The sequence below is a fragment of the Pseudovibrio sp. Ad46 genome (assembly GCF_001623065.1).
In the GTDB taxonomy this organism is placed as follows: Bacteria; Pseudomonadota; Alphaproteobacteria; order Rhizobiales; family Stappiaceae; genus Pseudovibrio.
This window is the reverse complement of the sequence record NZ_LMCG01000080.1, coordinates 161,050-179,750: the sequence shown is the minus strand read 5'-3', so window position 1 is coordinate 179,750 and position 18,701 is coordinate 161,050. Positions and strand designations below refer to the sequence as shown.

At 50.5% G+C, this 18,701-nt stretch carries 13 protein-coding genes and 1 tRNA gene; 8 read left to right on the top strand and 6 right to left on the bottom strand.

Going from position 1 to position 18,701, the window contains the following annotated elements:
- Nucleotide 1 precedes the first annotated feature (1 nt).
- Complete coding sequence (gene carA / locus PsAD46_RS24150; protein WP_063308035.1) at nucleotides 2-1,192, bottom strand: glutamine-hydrolyzing carbamoyl-phosphate synthase small subunit; 1,191 nt, start codon at nucleotides 1,190-1,192, stop codon at nucleotides 2-4.
- Nucleotides 1,193-1,259: 67 nt separating this feature from the next.
- On the opposite strand from carA, the gene PsAD46_RS24145 reads away from it, so the two are divergent.
- The 3 genes from PsAD46_RS24145 (at nucleotide 1,260) to rpoD (ending at nucleotide 6,716) form a co-directional block, all read left to right on the top strand.
- Nucleotides 1,260-1,904 (top strand): GatB/YqeY domain-containing protein, encoded by a 645-nt coding sequence (locus tag PsAD46_RS24145; RefSeq protein ID WP_306418668.1) that lies wholly within the window; start codon nucleotides 1,260-1,262, stop codon nucleotides 1,902-1,904.
- A gap of 182 nt (nucleotides 1,905-2,086) precedes the next feature.
- Nucleotides 2,087-4,057, top strand: coding sequence for a DNA primase (gene dnaG / locus PsAD46_RS24140; protein ID WP_057461118.1), 1,971 nt, complete (start codon nucleotides 2,087-2,089; stop codon nucleotides 4,055-4,057).
- Between the two features lie 538 nt (nucleotides 4,058-4,595).
- Nucleotides 4,596-6,716: an RNA polymerase sigma factor RpoD gene (gene rpoD, locus PsAD46_RS24135; protein WP_063308034.1), complete on the top strand. Its 2,121-nt coding sequence runs from the start codon at nucleotides 4,596-4,598 to the stop codon at nucleotides 6,714-6,716.
- 116 nt (nucleotides 6,717-6,832) lie between these two features.
- Here rpoD and PsAD46_RS24130 read toward each other — a convergent pair whose 3' ends face one another.
- Nucleotides 6,833-7,573, bottom strand: coding sequence for a hypothetical protein (locus PsAD46_RS24130; RefSeq protein WP_063302582.1), 741 nt, complete (start codon nucleotides 7,571-7,573; stop codon nucleotides 6,833-6,835).
- Nucleotides 7,574-7,664: 91 nt separating this feature from the next.
- On the opposite strand from PsAD46_RS24130, the gene PsAD46_RS24125 reads away from it, so the two are divergent.
- Nucleotides 7,665-8,012 carry a helix-turn-helix domain-containing protein gene (locus PsAD46_RS24125; RefSeq protein WP_057461116.1) on the top strand — a complete coding sequence of 116 codons (348 nt, stop codon included), beginning with the start codon at nucleotides 7,665-7,667 and terminating at the stop codon, nucleotides 8,010-8,012.
- Between the two features lie 92 nt (nucleotides 8,013-8,104).
- Here the strand turns inward: PsAD46_RS24125 and PsAD46_RS28025 are convergent, their stop codons facing one another.
- The gene (locus PsAD46_RS28025; protein WP_063308033.1) at nucleotides 8,105-11,731 is read right to left on the bottom strand and encodes a hypothetical protein; all 3,627 of its coding nucleotides are present in this window, start codon (nucleotides 11,729-11,731) and stop codon (nucleotides 8,105-8,107) included.
- 512 nt (nucleotides 11,732-12,243) lie between these two features.
- On the opposite strand from PsAD46_RS28025, the gene PsAD46_RS24115 reads away from it, so the two are divergent.
- Entirely contained in the window at nucleotides 12,244-12,501 is a 258-nt protein-coding gene (locus PsAD46_RS24115; protein WP_057461158.1) for a hypothetical protein, read from the top strand.
- A 148-nt stretch (nucleotides 12,502-12,649) separates the two neighbouring features.
- Here the strand turns inward: PsAD46_RS24115 and PsAD46_RS24110 are convergent, their stop codons facing one another.
- The 3 genes from PsAD46_RS24110 to PsAD46_RS24100 form a co-directional block, all read right to left on the bottom strand.
- Nucleotides 12,650-14,089, bottom strand: coding sequence for an MFS transporter (locus PsAD46_RS24110; protein WP_208982012.1), 1,440 nt, complete (start codon nucleotides 14,087-14,089; stop codon nucleotides 12,650-12,652).
- Nucleotides 14,090-14,587: 498 nt separating this feature from the next.
- Complete coding sequence (locus PsAD46_RS24105; RefSeq protein WP_063289991.1) at nucleotides 14,588-15,343, bottom strand: SIMPL domain-containing protein; 756 nt, start codon at nucleotides 15,341-15,343, stop codon at nucleotides 14,588-14,590.
- Between the two features lie 125 nt (nucleotides 15,344-15,468).
- Nucleotides 15,469-16,551: an AI-2E family transporter gene (locus tag PsAD46_RS24100; protein ID WP_057461156.1), complete on the bottom strand. Its 1,083-nt coding sequence runs from the start codon at nucleotides 16,549-16,551 to the stop codon at nucleotides 15,469-15,471.
- Nucleotides 16,552-16,757: 206 nt separating this feature from the next.
- Here PsAD46_RS24100 and PsAD46_RS24095 point away from each other — a divergent pair.
- The 3 genes from PsAD46_RS24095 to PsAD46_RS24085 all read left to right on the top strand — a co-directional run bounded on the left by PsAD46_RS24095 (nucleotide 16,758) and on the right by PsAD46_RS24085 (nucleotide 18,612).
- Nucleotides 16,758-16,834 (top strand) — tRNA-Ile (locus PsAD46_RS24095).
- Nucleotides 16,835-17,178: 344 nt separating this feature from the next.
- The gene (locus PsAD46_RS24090; RefSeq protein ID WP_208860170.1) at nucleotides 17,179-17,646 is read left to right on the top strand and encodes a curli assembly protein CsgF; all 468 of its coding nucleotides are present in this window, start codon (nucleotides 17,179-17,181) and stop codon (nucleotides 17,644-17,646) included.
- Between the two features lie 15 nt (nucleotides 17,647-17,661).
- The gene (locus PsAD46_RS24085) at nucleotides 17,662-18,612 is read left to right on the top strand and encodes a CsgG/HfaB family protein (protein ID WP_063302580.1); all 951 of its coding nucleotides are present in this window, start codon (nucleotides 17,662-17,664) and stop codon (nucleotides 18,610-18,612) included.
- Nucleotides 18,613-18,701 lie beyond the last annotated feature (89 nt).

Below are 18,701 nucleotides of genomic sequence, written 5' to 3'. Positions count from 1 at the left end.
TCTAAGCGGCTGCAGGTGTCTTGTGGTTCTCAATCAGCTCAATGAAGCGAGAGAACAGGTAGTGGCTGTCTTGTGGGCCAGGAGACGCTTCCGGATGGTGCTGTACTGAGAAGATAGGCGCGTCTTTTACACGCAGACCACAGTTGGTGCCGTCAAACAGGGAAACGTGTGTTTCTTCCACGTTGTCCGGCAGGCTGCCAGCACTCACAGCAAAGCCATGGTTCATGCTGGTGATCTCAACCTTGTTGGTGGTGTAATCGTGAACCGGATGGTTTGCGCCGTGATGGCCCTGATGCATCTTTGTGGTGGTGCCACCAAGTGCAAGCGCGAGCATCTGGTGACCCAGACAGATACCGAAGACCGGCAGGCCAGACTTCACGAGACTACGGATGGTTGGAACCGCATATTCACCTGTTGCAGCTGGATCGCCAGGGCCGTTTGACAGGAATACTCCATCCGGCTTGAGGGCGAGGACGTCTTCAGCAGAAGTGGTTGCAGGCACCACAGTCACGCGGCATCCGGCATCTGCCAGAAGGCGGAGGATGTTACGCTTTACACCAAAGTCCAGAGCAACCACGTGATGGCTTGGTTTGTTCTGGGCGCCAAACCCATCCTCCCAATTCCAGGTGGTTTCGTTCCAGTCGTAGGTTTTCTGAGTGCTCACGGTTTTTGCAAGGTCCATGCCTTCCAGATCCGGGAGGCTGGCTGCTTCTGCTTTCAGCGCTTCCACATCAAACTCACCATCAGCGTAATGAGCGATCACGGCGTTCTGCATGCCTTTTTCGCGGATGAGAGCTGTTAATGCGCGGGTGTCTACTCCGGTCAGTCCAACAATGCCTCGTGCCTTGAGCCATGCATCGAAGTGGTTGCCAGAGCGATAGTTGGAAGGGGTCGTGATGTCGGTGCGCAGAATCGCGCCTCGTACGCCAGACGTGCCTTCCATATCTACAGTTTCAACATCGTCTTCGTTCGCGCCCACATTGCCAACATGGGGGAACGTGAAGGTGATGATCTGTCCTGCATAGGAAGGATCTGTGAGAATCTCTTCATACCCGGTCATTGCCGTATTGAAGCAGACTTCGCCGGACGCTGTTCCAAGAGCTCCAACGCCTCGGCCTTCAATGACTGTACCGTCTGCGAGAACGAGGAGGGCGGTAGGTTTAGGTGCTGACCACGCGTCTTGAGCTTTCATCACTTGCTTTCTTGATACGGTTGATGACAGTATGCGTCCATCTGAAACGCACCGAAGGGACTTGACTTTGGCGCGTCACAGTCGCATCAAGGCCGGGACCATAGGAGAAGGGGTTCCTCTGGTCAATATCACTCGTGTAGAAATAATAGCGCTCGAGTTACAGGAAATCAGCCCAAATCAGATGGATGAGACGTATTATCCGGGATTTGGAGAGCCTCTTTTAAAGTTTCCGCGTCAGGGTTCCTTTAGTATGTTGCGAGACAAAATAGCGAATGCGCTGAAAGCCGCGCAAGAAGACACTAACAAAAGACGTGCCGCCACGTTGCGCCTCATCACCGCTGCCATTATGGACCGGGATATGGCTGCTCGTGAGCAAGGCCGTGATGGCTTAAGCGACGAAGAGCTGATGGACCTCCTGCACACCATGCTAGTTCAGCGTGAGCAGGAAGCGGCGCATTGTGAAGCGAGCGGTAAGGTAGAGCTTGCTGTGCAAGAGCGTGAAGAAGCGGAAATGATCCGTGAATTCTTGCCTTCGCAGCTCAGCGAATACGAAATGAAGCTTGTTTGTCAAACAGTTGTCGAGTGCGTTGAAGCGCGCGGACTGCGTGATATGGGCCGCTGTATGGCTGAGTTGAAAGAGCGTTATCCGGGCCAGATGGACTTTGCGAAAGCCAGTTGCATGGTGAAGCAGATGCTGCGAGCTCCGCAGTAAGCCAACGTTTTTGGAGCACTTACAGGCCGCCGCGTCATCATGATGCGGCTTTTCTTTTTTCCTGAAGCGATAAATTGAGTTAAGCCAGCGCAAATGGGGGTTTTGCTGGCTTCTTGGGGCCTTCACGGCTATATAATACCCAGCTCAGCTGCTTTCAGGCCACTACGACAAATTGGACCATTATGCGTTTCGATCAGCTCTTTCTTGATGACATTCGCAACCGCGTCTCGCTTACAGATGTGGTGGGGCGACGTGTAACCTGGGATCGGCGTAAATCGCAGCCCGGAAAGGGTGATTATTGGGCCTGTTGTCCCTTCCATTCAGAGAAGTCTCCCAGCTTTCATGTTGATGAGCGCCGCAACCGCTACAAGTGCTTTGGCTGTGGTGAAAGTGGAGATCATTTCAAGTTTCTGATGGAGACTGAGGGCCTCAGTTTCCCCGAAGCTGTGGAAGAACTGGCCGGTGTAGCCGGAATCGCGATGCCTGCGCCCGATCCTCAGGCCGCAAAACGAGCTGCAAAGCGCAATTCTCTGACCGATGTCTGTGAGATGGCGGCACGCTATTTCCGGCATGTGTTCCAGTCTGCTGACGGGCGCGCTGCGCAAGAGTATGTGCAGCGGCGCGGTTTGAGCGCCGAGACACTGAACGAGTTTCAGTTTGGTTTTGCGCCTCCGGGACGTGATAATCTGAAGAAGGCTTTGATGGCGAAAGACGTCACTGAAGCTGAGCTGATTGAAGTGGGGTTGCTCATTAAACCCGAGGACGGGCGTCCGTCCTATGACCGGTTTCGCAATCGTCTGATGATCCCGATCCATGATGATCGGGGCAGGGCAGTTGCTTTTGGTGGCCGGACCATGGACCCGGATGGCCAGCCGAAATATCTGAACTCACCGGAAACACCTGTCTTTCACAAAGGGACGATGCTGTTTAATGCGCATCGCGCGCGCCAGCCTGCTTATGAGAGCGGACAAGCGATCGTGGTGGAAGGGTATATGGATGCCATTGCTCTCTGGCAGGTTGGCATCAAAGCGACGGTCGCGAGTTTGGGGACTGCGTTTACCGAAGACCAGATTATGCGGCTTTGGAAGTTTGCTGATGAACCAGTGGTCTGCTTTGACGGTGACGTCGCCGGTATCTCTGCTGCCCACCGAGCGGTTGATCGTATTCTTCCAGTTCTGACCAGCGGTAAGTCTTTCCAGTTTGCGTTTTTGCCTGACGGGCAGGATCCGGATGATGTGATTAATGCTGGTGGCACTGCTGCTATGTACGGAGAGATTGAGAAAGCTCTGCCACTTTCAGAAGTGGTTTGGCGCCGTGAGAGCGAGCAAGCCCGGATTGATACGCCTGAGCGCAAGGCTGCGCTGGAAAAGGCCGTTGAAGATCTGGTTGGGACCATCAAAGATGAGCGCGTTCAGAAGCGTTATCGGATGGACTTGCGTCTCAAACTCTCCAACTTGTTTTATGAGGAGAGCCGCCGGAACCGTGGCAAAAGCGGCGGTGGGCGTGACGAGGGCTGGCGCGGCAACAAGAAACAAGGTGCAGATGATGAGTGGGCGTCCCGTGCCCGCGTTGAAGCGCCTGATACGCCTTCTTATGGGGTGGAGCGCAGTTTCTGCACCATGTGTCTGATGTATCCGGAACTATTTGATCGCCACTTTGAACGGATTTCCCAGCTAACGTATTCCAACGAGCTGCATTCCATGTTCATGACGGCGCTGGTTCGGATTGCGACGGACCTTGCTGAAGGTGCTGTGACGCAGATCTATAACAAGCTGGATGAACGGTTCTATCAAATCCTGCAGGAAGCTATTGTGAGCGCAAGTTCTGAAAGCGATAGCAGCAAGGCAAGTACTTTGCGCCGCTGGGACGCGCTAACCAATCGTCTGCAGGTTTTGAAGGAAGACCCGCCCGAAGATTTCGTGGAGATGTTGTTCCTGAATTATGCTGATATGCTTGAGTTGCGCATGTTGGAGCAGGAACTTGAGCATGAAACGCGGGCCATGGAGCAGGATCTGACCGAAGAAAGCTGGGGCCGGTTTCAGGCGCTTACGCAGGATTTGGCTCGTCGCCGAGAGGATTGCCTGCGTGATGAGCAGGAGCTGGCGGAGCGAGCAGCCAAAATGCGCTCCTCAAAAGGGTCTGTTCTGGCTTGATCTGAGAGGAGGGATTGCGGGTCTGTTTATCTGCTTCCCCCAGAAGATCTGGTGACCGCAACTTGAGGTAGAATTGTGATGGAAGAACTCTTGTTTTTCAAAGTTATCCAGAAAAACAGGCAATGAACTGTCCAAAATCCCCCAGAATCAGATTGACCATGCCGAATCGCCCTTGCGAATCACAAAAGGCGGGCTACATACACTAAGTCAGACAGCCGATACGAGCGCCCGTAGACCTTAGATGTCTTTAAAGCGGCGATATCATAATCGGATAATCAGCGCTGTCGATGCCTGGAATGTGCCGGATACGGCCTAAAACGGTAGGGATGCCGGTGAGCAGTCCTGCCCGAATGAGTTTTGGGTTTTCAATTCCGTGAAAACATTTTGATACCAGGGTTAAGTCAGGTTTAAGGGACTTTGCGTTAAACCCCAAAGTCAAATGTGATTCAAATGCTGCCTGTGTGGTCCAAACACGGGGGTGATTGATTGCGTAACGCGATAGTTCGCTGGAGCACGACCAGCGACTTTGGAGCAGAATATGGCGACGAAGGCGACACAAGCTGAAGATACGCAGGAACCGGCAGGCGCAGAGGGACAAGATGGTCCGCTCTTGGATTTGTCGGTCGCCGCCGTCAAGAAAATGATCAAGTCCGCGAAAAAACGCGGATACATCACTTATGACGAACTGAATGAAGTTCTTCCACCTGATCAGGTGAGCTCTGAGCAGATTGAAGACACCATGTCGCTTCTTTCTGAAATGGGCATCAACGTTGTTGAGGCGGAAGATGCAGAAGAAGGTAAAGAGGAAGAGGAAGCTCCACCCGCTGTAGACGGCGGTGAGTTGGTTGTTGCTTCTTCTACTGCTGTTACCAAAACCACGACTGCCAAAGAACCTACAGACCGTACCGATGACCCGGTGCGTATGTACCTGCGCGAGATGGGCTCTGTTGAGCTGTTGTCCCGCGAAGGCGAAATTGCCATTGCAAAGCGTATTGAGGCTGGCCGTGAGGCTATGATCTCAGGTCTTTGCGAAAGCCCACTGACCTTCCAGGCGATTATCATCTGGGGTGAGGAGCTGGCTGAAGGCAAGGTTCTGCTGCGTGACATTATTGATCTGGATGCAACATATTCCGGACCTGATGACAAGAACGGTCCATCTGATGATGACCTTTCTGAGCAGGAAAACGCTGGCGAGGGTGAAGTTCCTGAGGCCGTGCGCCTTAAGGAAAAAGAAGAAGCCCGCAAGCGCAAGGAAGAAGAAGCCCGCAAGCCTAACGGTGCTGCGGCTCCTGCCGCTGCTGCACCAGGTGATGCTACTTCGGGCGCACCGGGTGAAGCACCTGCAGAAGGTGGTGAAACCACTGATGACGATGACGACGAGTACGAGGCAAACGTTTCTCTTTCTGTAATGGAAGCAGAACTGAAGCCTATGGTCGTTGAGATCTTTGACAGGATCACAGAGGATTACAAGAAGCTGCGCAAGCTTCAGGATCAGCTGGTTGAAAACAAGCTGGCCAACAAAACTCTGTCTCCGTCTCAGGAGCGTCGTTACAAGAAGCTCAAAGAAGACATTATTGTTGAAGTGAAGAGCCTGCACCTCAATAACAACCGTATTGAGACACTGGTTCAGCAGCTTTACTCCATCAACAAAATGCTGATGGGTTATGAAGGCCGCTTGCTGCGTCTTGCAGACAGCAACGGCGTGAACCGCGCTGACTTCATCAAACACTATCAGGGTTCTGAGCTGGATCCGAACTGGATCCGCAAAGTTGCAAACCTTTCTGGCCGTGGCTGGAAGAAATTTGTGACCAATGATGGCGACATGATCCGCGAACTGCGCGGCGAGATTCAGACGCTTGCGACTGAGACTGGCCTCGAGATCACCGAATTCCGTACTCTGGTTTCCATGGTGCAGAAGGGTGAACGCGAAGCACGTATCGCGAAAAAGGAAATGGTGGAAGCGAACCTTCGTCTCGTTATCTCCATTGCCAAGAAATACACCAACCGTGGCCTTCAGTTCCTGGATCTTATTCAGGAAGGTAACATTGGCCTCATGAAGGCGGTCGACAAGTTCGAATACCGCCGTGGTTACAAGTTCTCCACCTATGCGACCTGGTGGATTCGTCAGGCGATCACCCGATCCATCGCGGATCAGGCACGCACTATCCGTATTCCGGTGCACATGATCGAGACGATCAACAAGATCGTTCGTACCTCTCGTCAGATGCTTCACGAGATTGGCCGTGAGCCAACCCCGGAAGAGCTCTCTGAAAAGCTGCAGATGCCGCTTGAGAAGGTCCGTAAGGTGCTGAAGATCGCTAAGGAGCCTATCTCCCTTGAAACACCGATTGGTGACGAGGAAGACAGCCATCTTGGTGACTTCATTGAGGATAAAAACGCCATCCTGCCGATTGATGCGGCTATTCAGGCGAACCTTCGTGAGACCACGACCCGCGTTCTGGCATCGCTGACACCTCGTGAAGAGCGTGTCCTGCGTATGCGTTTCGGCATCGGCATGAACACCGACCACACTCTGGAAGAGGTTGGTCAGCAGTTCTCCGTTACCCGTGAGCGTATTCGTCAGATTGAAGCGAAAGCGCTGCGTAAGCTGAAGCACCCAAGCCGCTCCCGCAAACTGCGGAGCTTCCTGGACAGCTAAGCTGCTGCTCTGGTTGAGAATTAAGAAAGCCGGTCTCTGTGAGGAGACCGGCTTTTTTTGTTGGGTTGAGACTTTCTGGCTGGAGAGTGGACGGGCTTTCCTGCGTTAATTGAGAGTTATGCTGCTACCGTTTTCTCTTTCTTATTTTCTGTCACCATCTTCTGGATCGACAGAATATGCGCTGTCAGGAAGAGGGGGACGAAGAAGGCGGGGACGAGGACGAGGGGGTAGTGGTCTATGATGTTGGGAGCATCTGTTGAGAGCAGGTGGAAGTAGCCGTTTGAGGTGAGGACACCGGTGCCGATTGCGGCCACGAAATCCAACAGGCCGAGAATGTGAACGCGGATCATGAGAGCGCGGGCGTTGGCGGCGTTGCTGCGGACTGCTTTGTAAGCAAACACGGCCAGAATGCCTGTTGCGATATCTCCAAGGCCCGCTGGCATGGCAAATTCCCATGGCACTGGCCCCATTGCCCACCCCACTAGAAACACAAAGCCGATCACACGCAGGATTTGAATTCCCATAAAGACGCTTTGGCCTGTGGCTTCCAGAATCTTGCGTCCTGCTGCCGTGAAGTTTGCCAGGGCCCATACGGTGAGGGAGCCGCCCAGAAGCAGAAGGATCAATCGTGGAACCTGTGGGGCTTCGGTGGGCAGCGTGAACAGATCTGCCTTGGCAAGCAAGACGGCAGCTGCAAACCACACCCCAAGCAATGTGATGAAGACGCCGACGGCCCAACTTTGAGCGGGTGGTGATAACTGGGCGTGGTTGGCTCTGTTTGCGACGATAGCAACCAGTGTAGTCGGGAATATAACAGCGAAGGCTAAAACAATGAATTCCAGAATGATTGAAGTCATGGGAGTTCTCCTGAATAACTTCAATATTGGTAGTGACTTCAAATATAGGAGTCAATTCCATTTTTGAATTTACTATGCTACCTCTGCTTATATGACTGAGTTTGACCCTTCTCTTCTGCCGCCTGAACTTGCTGGAATTGACCGCGATAACTGCCCCATCATGCGCTCGCTTGGCGTGCTGGGCGATCCGTGGAGTCTCTTGATATTACGAGAGTTTTTTCTGGATGGGCCGCGTAAGTTCAAAGACCTTGAAACGAGTTTGAAGGTCAGTCCTAACACGCTCTCAACTCGCCTGAAAAAGCTGGAGGAACACGGTGTCCTCAAAAAGCGCTTCTACTCTTCCCACCCCCCACGGGCCGATTATGTCCTGACCGAAAAAGGCCAAGCCGTCGGCCCCATCCTGCTGGAACTGTTGAAATGGGGTGAGACGTTTGCGTGAGGTGAGGGCGCGGACTGGATGCTGGTTTGTTTACTTAATCGGTAGATGTTGCAGAGAATAAAAGGAGGGACAGATCATCCCTCCAGTTAAATCTAGAATGGTAAGTCCCAGTGCCAATCGAATGCAGCTGGGTCAATTCTTGTGGCGTCGACATCCTTGAGCAAAAAGCTATCGTCGTTGTATTTAATCAATGTATCCTCTCCGATATCGGAGATAATAAAATCTGGATAGTCTGGTGGCGGCCCGTTGGGAATATTGATTTTATCAATACCGACTTCAAAGTCAGTGATTATGTCGTTCCCCATCCCCTCTCGAAAGTTAAATGAATCTGAGCCGGCTCCTCCAGTTAACACATCTGTGCCGGCCCCACCTTCAATAAAATTATCGCCATCATTGCCAACTATCGTATTGTTTAGAGAATTACCAACAGCATAGCTATTTGTGGTTCCGGTTAAGGTCAAATTTTCAACGTTCTCTGCAAGTCCATATGAGGTGACTGCAAAGATAATGTCAGTTCCTTCATCAACTTCTTCTACTACGAGGTCATTGAGATCGTCGACGTAATAAGTGTCGTCACCTATGCCACCGCTCATGGTGTCAGTTCCCGAGGCTCCGTCTATAATATTATCATTATTATTGCCAATAATTGTATTGTTTAGTGCATTGCCGGTGGCATTAATGCTGACATTTCCAATAAGTGTTAGACTCTCAATATTGCCACTAAGTTCAAAAGATACACTAGAAAATACGATATCCGACCCTGCATCCAGCTCTTCAGTAACGATGTCACCTTGGTGATGAATATAATAGGTGTCATTACCTTCACCCCCTATGAGAATGTCAATTCCTCCCTCGCCCGAGAGAATGTCATCTCCAGCTGCGCCATTGATCTGATTGTCGCTGTCGTTGCCGGTTAATACGTTATCGAGTGCGTTGCCGATCGAATTAATACTGCCATCACCAATAAGTGTTAGATGCTCGACATTATCGCTAAGCTCGAAAGATACACTTGAAAACACTGTATCTAGTCCCGCATTAAGTTCTTCGGTTACTGTGTCACTAGTATTGCTAACATAATAGATGTCATCCCCAACTCCACCTTGAAGAATATCTGCTCCAGCTCCCCCCCGGAGAGTATCATTACCTTCTCCGCCAATAAGTGTGTCGTCGCCGCCTTCAGCTCTTAGGTTGTCATCTCCACCACCACCAACTAGCCTGTAGTTGATGTCGTTAGATGCGCCGCGCACGCTGTCTGCCAAATCAGCACCTTGGAAGCGTTCAAAGCCATACATAGATAGGTTTGAGGTTCGAAATGACGATCCTTCTTCAAGAATGAGTGTGTCTCTGCCATCACCGCCGATATCAATGGCTTTTTTCTTGCTGTCCCAGAACTTATCAAGATTATCGAAGTAAATGGTATCATTTCCCTCGCGCCCGCGCAGAATATCTGCTCCAGCTCCCCCCCGGAGAGTATCATTACCTTCTCCGCCAATAAGTGTGTCGTCGCCGCCTTCAGCTCTTAGGTTGTCATCTCCACCACCACCAACTAGCCTGTAGTTGATGTCGTTAGATGCGCCGCGCACGCTGTCTGCCAAATCAGCGCCTTGGAAGCGTTCAAAGCCATACATAGATAGGTTTGAGGTTCGAAATGACGATCCTTCTTCAAGAATGAGTGTGTCTCTGCCATCACCGCCGATATCAATGGCTTTTTTCTTGCTGTCCCAGAACTTATCAAGATTATCGAAGTAAATGGTATCGTGCCCGTCTCCACCTTGTAGGATGTCTGCTCCGTGACCTCCTTGAAGGACATCATTACCATCACCTCCTATGAGTGTATCATTGCCAATGCCGCCAATAAGTGTGTCGTCGCCGCCTTCAGCACGTAAGGTGTCATTACCTGCACCGCCGTCAAGGTGATAGTCAACGTTATTGGAAGCGCCGCGCACGCTATCGGTACGATTGGAACCGAGAAATTTTTCAAATCCATACATGGACAGATTGGAAGTTTTGAATGAAGCTCCATCTTCAAGAATTAGCGTGTCTCTACCCCCCCCCCCGATGTTGATAGCATTTTTCTTGTTATCCCAAAATTTGTCAGATTTATCAAAGTAGATGATGTCATTTCCGTCGCGCCCACGAAGTGTGTCCGCACCGTCTCCACCTCGGAGAGTATCGTTACCGTCCCCTCCAATAAGTGTGTCATCACCGCCTGCTCCTCTCAGGATGTCATCGCCACCGCCACCGTCAAGACGATAGTTCACACTGTTGGAAGCTCCGCGAATACTATCTGATTGATTTGCCCCTTCAAATTTCTCAAACCCATACATTGAGATGTTCGAAGTTCTAAATGCAGATCCATCATTGATTATAAGAGTGTCAGTGCCCTTTCCGCCAATATTAATAGCTTTTCTGTTGCTGTCCCAAAATTTATCTGAGTTGTCAAAATAGATGGTGTCATTCCCATCTCCTCCACGAAGAACGTCGGCTCCATCTCCTCCTCGTAGGATGTCATTGCCATCTCCGCCGAGTAGTGTGTCATTTCCATCGTTGCCATCAAGTGTGTCGTTTCCATCGCTACCTTTAAGGTTATTATTAGCGCTGTTTCCGGTGATTATATCGTTACCGTCTCCTCCGATGGCATTTTCGATAAGAGAGCGAGTATCATTATTATGTGTAAGTGCATTGAACACATTCGCGCGTGCGTATCGCCCATCTCCGAGGTCAGCTTGTTGAGTGCCTGAAAATAATGACCAATTACCAGGTCTCAAGTCCACAGTCATTCCATTATCATAGTTCGAAAAATCATAGGTATCTTTGCCATCACCATCCCAGATGGTCCTGAAAATACGATTGCCATCAGGTTTGCCCTGGCCAACACCGTTAATTAATAGTTCGCCTGTATTACTCGAAAACTTATAGGTTGTGTCACCGTTATTGGTGTCATAGTTAGCGCCATACATTTCTTGAAGTGCAGCGATATCGTACATCATCAAGCTTTGGGCATAACTACTTTCGTCGTTCGAGTACCCCTTCTCCAAGGATTTACCTATGTATGAGCGATATGTCATAACCGAGAACTCCATTGAGTCTCGCGAATACTTCATTTTCTTTCCTGGAATCGGATCATAGAATGGAGATTCTCGATCTATCTCGTGTCCGTGTGCCAAGCCTAGGCTGTGCCCAGTTTCATGTATTAGAGTTTTCCAAGTATAACTCCCTGCTTTTGGAGTCAGGTCATTGTAGAAGGCATTGTACCATTGGTTTACATTATCAAGATAGGGGATCTCGCTTGATGCAGTTTTGACGTTGCTGCTGGAGGTCCCCGCAATGACGATATTTGCTTCAACGTGAGGGGCAACCTTAGTGAACTCTAAGTTTGCGACATCCTCAAAACCGTTAAGAACTTGTCTCATGATGCTTTGCTGAGCGCTTCCAAATGGAATTAAATTGTTCTTGGCAGTTACATCCTTGGAAGACATGTCACTTTGAAAGTCATTCGAGTCTTGAGGGAAACTATAGGTAACTTCAGTTTGGAACGGATTGTCTTCATCGTACCAAAAGGTACCAACGAACAAACCATCGATATTGTCATCACCTGTTTCGCCTAAAAAAAAGTGCGAGTCAGAAATTGTAGCATTGCGGTGTCCGAAGTTGCCTGATGAAAATTGACCAGGGAGCGAAGGAGATTGAGGGTGATGAAGATTGGCTTTTGCGTACATGGTATTCTCTAGGTAAGTCAGGAAGTGCATTGATCGAGTGACTTAAAATAGACACTTATAAAAATCATGTTCTTAGATAATTTATGAACTGAAATTAATCAGTGAAATGCGTCAAAGACAGTGTCACTATTGTTGAAGCAATATATCTATGAGTCTCTATTAGGAACAATTATCACATTCAGATCCTATTTGTTGATAGCATTTTCAGAAAATTGAGTATTGCAGCATTTTGGTGAGGAAATTTCACTTTATTTATAGTTTGTTTCACTTCGCAGCATTTTGACTAGTTACCGTGTGTCACGCAGGGGTTGTATTTGAGGATATTCATTCGCCCTTGGAAATTTGCCTTTATGTTACAGGCAGACGAATCTTATACTTCCTCTCAATTTCCAGTTCTATGTTTTGGTGCATTATCCCTCTGCAACTACTAGAGCCTTCGATTTGTGAACATAAATACTAGCAAATCGTATTAGAGCAATTCTACACAATGATACTCGGTCATGGAGCAGGATATGGAACCGGAAGATATGCGGCGTGAGCTGGACGGGTTGAGGGCTTCGATTGGGCGGAAGCCGAGCAGGGGATGGGTGATTGCGACTTCGATCATCACAACACTGCTGGTTCTTGTGGTGATTGCTGTGATTATGATGTTTGCGATGATGAACCGCATGCATGGTGTTGGTTGGCGTGGGCATGGACCTGACAGGTATTTTGATCAGCCGTTGCGACGAGCACCTCCGCCGCCACCGGGTCAACCGCTTCCACGCTGACTTACTTTCCTGCGTGTCCTGATCCGAAAATCAGCACTCACTTTGGTAAGGTGCGCTTTAAGCACCGGCCGGTGCCTGAAGCTTTGGCGGATCGCGTCCCGGGTTGTCTCCACATTTGCGGCACATGTTTGTCATCCCTTCAATGTGACTAGGCCATTCTTGGCATCTTGAACGCCAATAGAGCTGCAATGCTTGCGATGCCCGCCATGATGAGGAACAGGACCGGGCCGGACTGCGCTGCATTTTCCAGTGTAATCAAGTCTTCTGCACCTGGAACGGAGAAGCCGGAGAGGCCAGCCAGAAGGCCTGCCAGCGCTGCGCCAATGGCCATGCCTGCGGATTGCAGAGGCCCGATGAAACCGGAGGCTCTGTCGCGCTCGTCGTCCGTTTCTGCGTAAATGATTGCCTTCTTCAGGAACTGGCTGCTCATGCCAAAGCCTGCTCCGTTAAAGACGGAGGAAAGCAGGAATATCCATAGGGACATCGTGTAGAGTGAAACAACGGTGAGCAGTGTGCCAGCAATGATGTTTAAGGTTCCCAGACGGATCAGAGAGGTTTGGGCGTGTGGTGTTTGCACGCGGGCGACAATCCATGCGGCGGCTGTCCATGTGAAGGCTGTGATGGCCATGGCATAGGACGCCTGAGTGACGGAAAGCCCCCAAAGAACTTGACCCATAGCAGCGCCATAGACAACGCGAGCCGCGCTGGCGATGGACAGCAGCAGCGTGACCCACATGCCAAGGCCTAAAATGCCGGTGAACTTGAACGCACTGCGTGGAATGAACGGACTGGTGCTTTTCTTATCCCATTTCACGGCGAGGAACAGCAGGATCAAGCCAATGCCTAGAGCTCCAGTGATGCGGGGAAGGCTGCGCAGTTCGCCCACATACGCAATGAGCAATACCGCCACAGCCAGAAGTCCGAGGCGGGGGAACATGCTCATCTTATCTGAGGATTGCGTCGTTGTGGCTTTGTCTCTGGTGGTGGACGGGATGACGGTGATTGCCAGCAGGAGTAGCATCAAAGACAGAGGCAGGTTGGCGTAAAACACTGCACGCCAGGACCAGCTTTCTGTCAGGATACCTGCGGTGAGGGGGCCGATGCCTGCGGAGACAGCCCAAACTCCTGAGAGCAAAGCAAAAACTGAGGAGACGGCGTTTTCCGGATAAAGGTCTGAAATCAACGTATAGCAGAGGGAGACAATCATGCCTTCGCCCAAACCTTGCAGCATTCTGCCAAGCAGCAGGTGTTCCAGCGAATTCGCAGCGCCGCCAACGAATGAGCCTGCCAGAAACGACAGGGCCGCCGCGATAAAGAGAGGGCGTGCGCCAATGCGTGCTTTCAACGAGCCTGTGACCGTGCCTGCCAGAATGGAGCCGATCTGAAACAGGCTGAGGACCCAGAAGGCGCGTTGCTGGCCGCCAAGATCGCGGATGATATCTGGCATGATGGCGGAGGAGAGGAAGTTGTTCATGCTTGCCGACCCAACACCCAAAATCATGATGAGAGACGCAAGCCAGCGACCATCCATGGTCAGCTTTTTGAAGGGCGATAATGGGATTGTTTGTGCCGGGCTGGATATGGTCATGAGTATCGCCTATTTAAAAATATATCACTTATTTAATTTGAGATGTTTAATAAGTAAAGTCTTTTCTTATTAAATCGTGGCGCACCTGCTATTTCAATAAATCGATTTTGCAAAAATTGGCCCAACATAAATTGGCGGATTGTTCCTTTTGTTTCGCAGGCTTAGCTTTCTTACAGCACGAGGAGGTCCTTTTTTCGGCAGATGTGAAGGCAACTTGAATAGCTAGGTTTATGCGGGCACTTGGCGGTCGCCTACGTGAAGCCTGGCGCGGTTTTGAATTGTTGAAACGATGAAAAATGCTGCGTGCTTTGTGAGGTGTTCTGAATCGAGGTGGCTTCAGAATATGCATAAATAATGAATGTCTGGGGGAGACTATCAGACCCCAATATAGGAGCGCTCGTGGGAATGTGCATGTTGCCGGACTATGATGGTTGTCGGCATTAAAAAAGAAAACCCCGCTTGGGGCGGGGTTTTGAGAGGTTGCATTGGAGGCTTGTGTTACTGCACAAGTTCGTAGGTTATTGTAACTGATGACGAGAGGGTCTCCTGACCTGCTGCAATTGGCGGGGCACTGTCCATTTTTGCAGCTCTCATGCCCATCATTTCCGGGTAAGGGCGCGGGTTGTACCCGGCTTCGGAAATGCTGAGAATTTTGCCGAGGCTAACACCGGCAGCTTTCGCGTAGGTTTCCGCCTTGGTGCGGGCGTCTTTCACGGCGCTTTCGCGGGCTTCATCAATATATTTTTCAGGATTGGATACGCCGAACTGGATCTGGCCAACATCGTTGGAGCCGTTTTGCACCAGCATGTCCAGCGTGGTGCCCAGTTTGGTGATGTCCTGCAGACTGATGCGGATGCCGTTCTGCACACGGTAGCCAACAATCTCAGGAGCTTTGGGCTCATTGTTTTTGAGGCGGCGGTTGTCGTAGATCGGTGAAATGTCAAAACCGGTGGTCTGGATGTTCTTTTTTTCGATGCCTGCGTCTTCAACATCCTGCAGGATGGCGCGCATGGTGACGGAGTTTTGCTGAAGGGCGGACTTTGCATCATCACCCTGTGTGATTACGCGAGAGACCAGCGTCGCCATATCAGGCGCCACGTTGACCGATCCCTGGCCAGAGATTGTGATCTTGCCTGTTTGTTCAGCAGCCTTGGCATTGACACCGCTGGATACAACAAGGGCGGCGGCAACAAGACCAGCAACTGCCAGCGCGCTTATACTTGGAAGACGCAATTTCTTCTGTTCGCTCTGCATTAAATTCTCCAGTTTCAAATTTGTTGAGGCTGATGCCTGATCCGTGCTGCGGACTATCATTCTTGATCAGCCGAATATCGAGAAATGCAATTAGAAGTTACAATTGCGGCGGCTCTCAGGCGTGATCATGTCAATTCACGGGTTTGATTTTGATGATCCAGGTTTATCGGATCGCCAACATTGCCATCCCCCGACAACAGGATTGCAATGGGACGCGAAGATGGGAACTGGGCGCAAATGATGATGGCAAGCACGACAAGTGGCACGCACAGCACCATTCCAATAACGCCCCATAATGCCCCCCAAAAGCTCAATGAGATCATAATGACGAGGGGTGAAATGTTAAGTTGTGTGCCCATCAGACGTGGTTCCACCAGATTGCCGAGAATGAACTGAACTGCTCCCAGCCCAAGAGTAATCGCGATAAATGGTGTGAGGGTGTCGAAATAGACCAGTGATAACAGGCTTGGGAAGATGACGGCAATCAGAGAGCCGATGGTTGGAATGTAGTTGAGCAGGAAGGCGATGAACCCGAAAAGGGCCGCGTAGGGCAGGCCTGCCCATGACGTGATGCCGTAGGTGAGGAAACCGGTGATGATGCTGACACCGGTTTTGATGCCCATGTAGTGACGCATGCGGCGACCAATCTCTCCGCGGATGGCGAACGCAAGCTGTACGCGGTCGGAATCTTCAAAGAGGGCGGCGAGCTTTTTGTCAAAGGTTGCCGCCTCGAAAATCATGAAGAGCACGTAGATGAAGACCAGTGAGCTGGATCCGGCCAGACTGGTGAGAACGGATGCTCCGGTGCTGAGGGCTGCGCTTAGCGAGAAGTTGGGCAGGATGTCTGAAAGTTGGAGCGGCTTTTCCATATTCAGTTGGTTGGCAAGCTTGAGCAGCAGCTCATCCAGCCGTCCCTGATAGGTCGGTGCATCGAACGCCAGCTGTTGCAGGTTGACTGAGACGATGTTGAACAGGATGCCGACGACATAAAAGATCGCGAACAGGGCCAGCAAAATGGTGAGCGGGCGCGGCAGATACGGTCCAACCACAGGCAAATGTCGCAGGGCAGAGGACATGGAGTTGATAATGTACCAAAGCACCAATGCGATAATCAGGGGTATAATGAGGGAGCGCCCTATGAAGAGTAGCCAGCCAATAATGACAAGAAGGAACAAAGAGGCGGTGAACTTAATGAGAGGCTGGCGCATCATGCACTCCAAGGGGTCAGGCTGCCGGAAGCTGTTAGTTTTCACATAGTCTCTTAAAATCAGGTATTTATAAAGCTTTGTGATGAATGCTCTGTTGATCTGCCGGGGAAAAGGCGCATCCCCAAGTTTCAACAGGATCTGCCTTGTTCACTGCTATAAACAATTTACTCACCCGTGGTTGTTGGTGTAGAACCTGTCTTCGGTAAGGGCCTGTAGCTCAACTGGTTAGAGCCGTCCGCTCATAACGGACTGGTTGGGGGTTCAAGTCCCTCCGGGCCTACCACCTTTCCTATCTTGTTCATTTCCCTTTTAGAACAGCTGCCTTGATGTAACTTGCATTCAAGTTATGCATTTATGCTATCTGCATGATGTAATCGTGTGGGCTCTATTAGAATTGATATTTATACCAATATGAATTTATAGGTGATATATTCTATCAGGCATCTACTAGGTGAAATTAGTTTAAAGTAATCACTTGGTTCTTACCTTGTTAAAAGAAACTAATACCTCGATATGTCGAGAGATGACACAATAGTATTCCCCTAATATACCAAAGCTACATCGATATAACTGACACTTTCTTTCTCAGAAATTTATCGTGAAGTCCTCGTTAGATTAGGGGTTGCTATGAGACTAAATTCTGCTCTCGGGCTTATGCTGGGGTGTGTCCTCAGTGTTGGCTCCTCTCACGCACAACAACTTGTTTATCAGCCGACTAATCCGAGCTTTGGCGGATATGCGGCTAATACTACCCACCTTTTTGCAACGGCGAATGCCCAGAAAACTGCAACTGTCGGAGGAAGCAACAAGTATGGTTCCGGGTCTGGTAGCGGTGCTGATGGTTCTGGCAGTAGCCTGGCTGATTTGTTTGTACGCCAGCTGCAGAACCGATTGATTTATGCTCTGGCGGATCAGGTATCCCAGGCGATTTTTGGTGATGATCCGAAAGACAGCGGCACTGTGAGCTTTGGCGACCAGAAGGTTTCGTTTGTTCGCGGCACAGATTCCATTCAGCTGCAGATTATTGATGAAAGCACGGGTGCCATTACCGATATCACGGTTCCTGTCCTGCAGGACGGTACTCCCATAAATTAATGCCAGGTTATTGATATGATGAAGAAATCCATTGTTGTTGCCATGGCGTTGTCGTTGTCTGCCTGCGGGCCGGTAACACGCATGGCATTTAGTCCCGGACCTCAGCTTGCAACGATTTCGGTGCAAGCCAGCAAGCTGAAAAAGCTGCCCGCTCCGAAGGAACCGATTTACGCTGCTGTCTACAGTTATCAGGATCTGACAGGCCAGTATAAGCCGTCTGACAAAGTTCAGACACTGTCACGATCTGTGACACAGGGTGCTGACACCATGCTGGTTCGTGCGCTTCAGGATGCCGGGGATCGCAAATGGTTCCGCGTGGTTGAAAGGGGCAATCTTGATGCTTTGCTGAAAGAACGCCAGATCGTTACCCAGATCCGCAAAATCTATCTGGGTGAAGACAAAGTTGATCCGAAGGTTCTGCCACCACTGCTTTATGCGGGGGTTTTGTTTGAAGGTGGTGTCGTTGGGTATGACAGCAACACCCGAACAGGCGGATTAGGGGCTCGTTATCTGGGCATTGGCGGGAATGCGGATTACCGGCAGGATGACGTGACGGTTTCGCTGCGTGCTGTCAGCACACGGACCGGTGAAGTCATGGCCAACGTGATGGTTCAAAAATCCGTTGTCTCTGTCGGGCTGAAAGGCGGCGCGTTCCGCTACATCGCTTTGGATGAAATTTTAGAAGCCGAAGCTGGCATCACCAAGAATGAGCCTGTCACCCTTGCTGTGCAGCAGGCCATTGAGAAGGCGGTTTATTCCATTGTTATGGAAGGGGCGCGTGTTGGAGCCTGGAGTTTTGAGAACCCGGCTCAAGCCAATGCTTTGTATCAGGAATACACATCTGAGAAGGCACAGGTGACCCAGCGTGTAAAGGTTAAAAAGGCTCGCCCCCCATCGAATATGGGTCCGTATCGGAGTAGTGTTCCACTGGCATGGTCAAACCTGTGGGCGAATAAGAAATCTTAGGATGTTGCAAAATGTTCAGCAGTTCTAGAACAACATCCATCTTTTTCCTCTTGATCCAAAATTTCTCTAAGACATTGAAAATAAGTGAC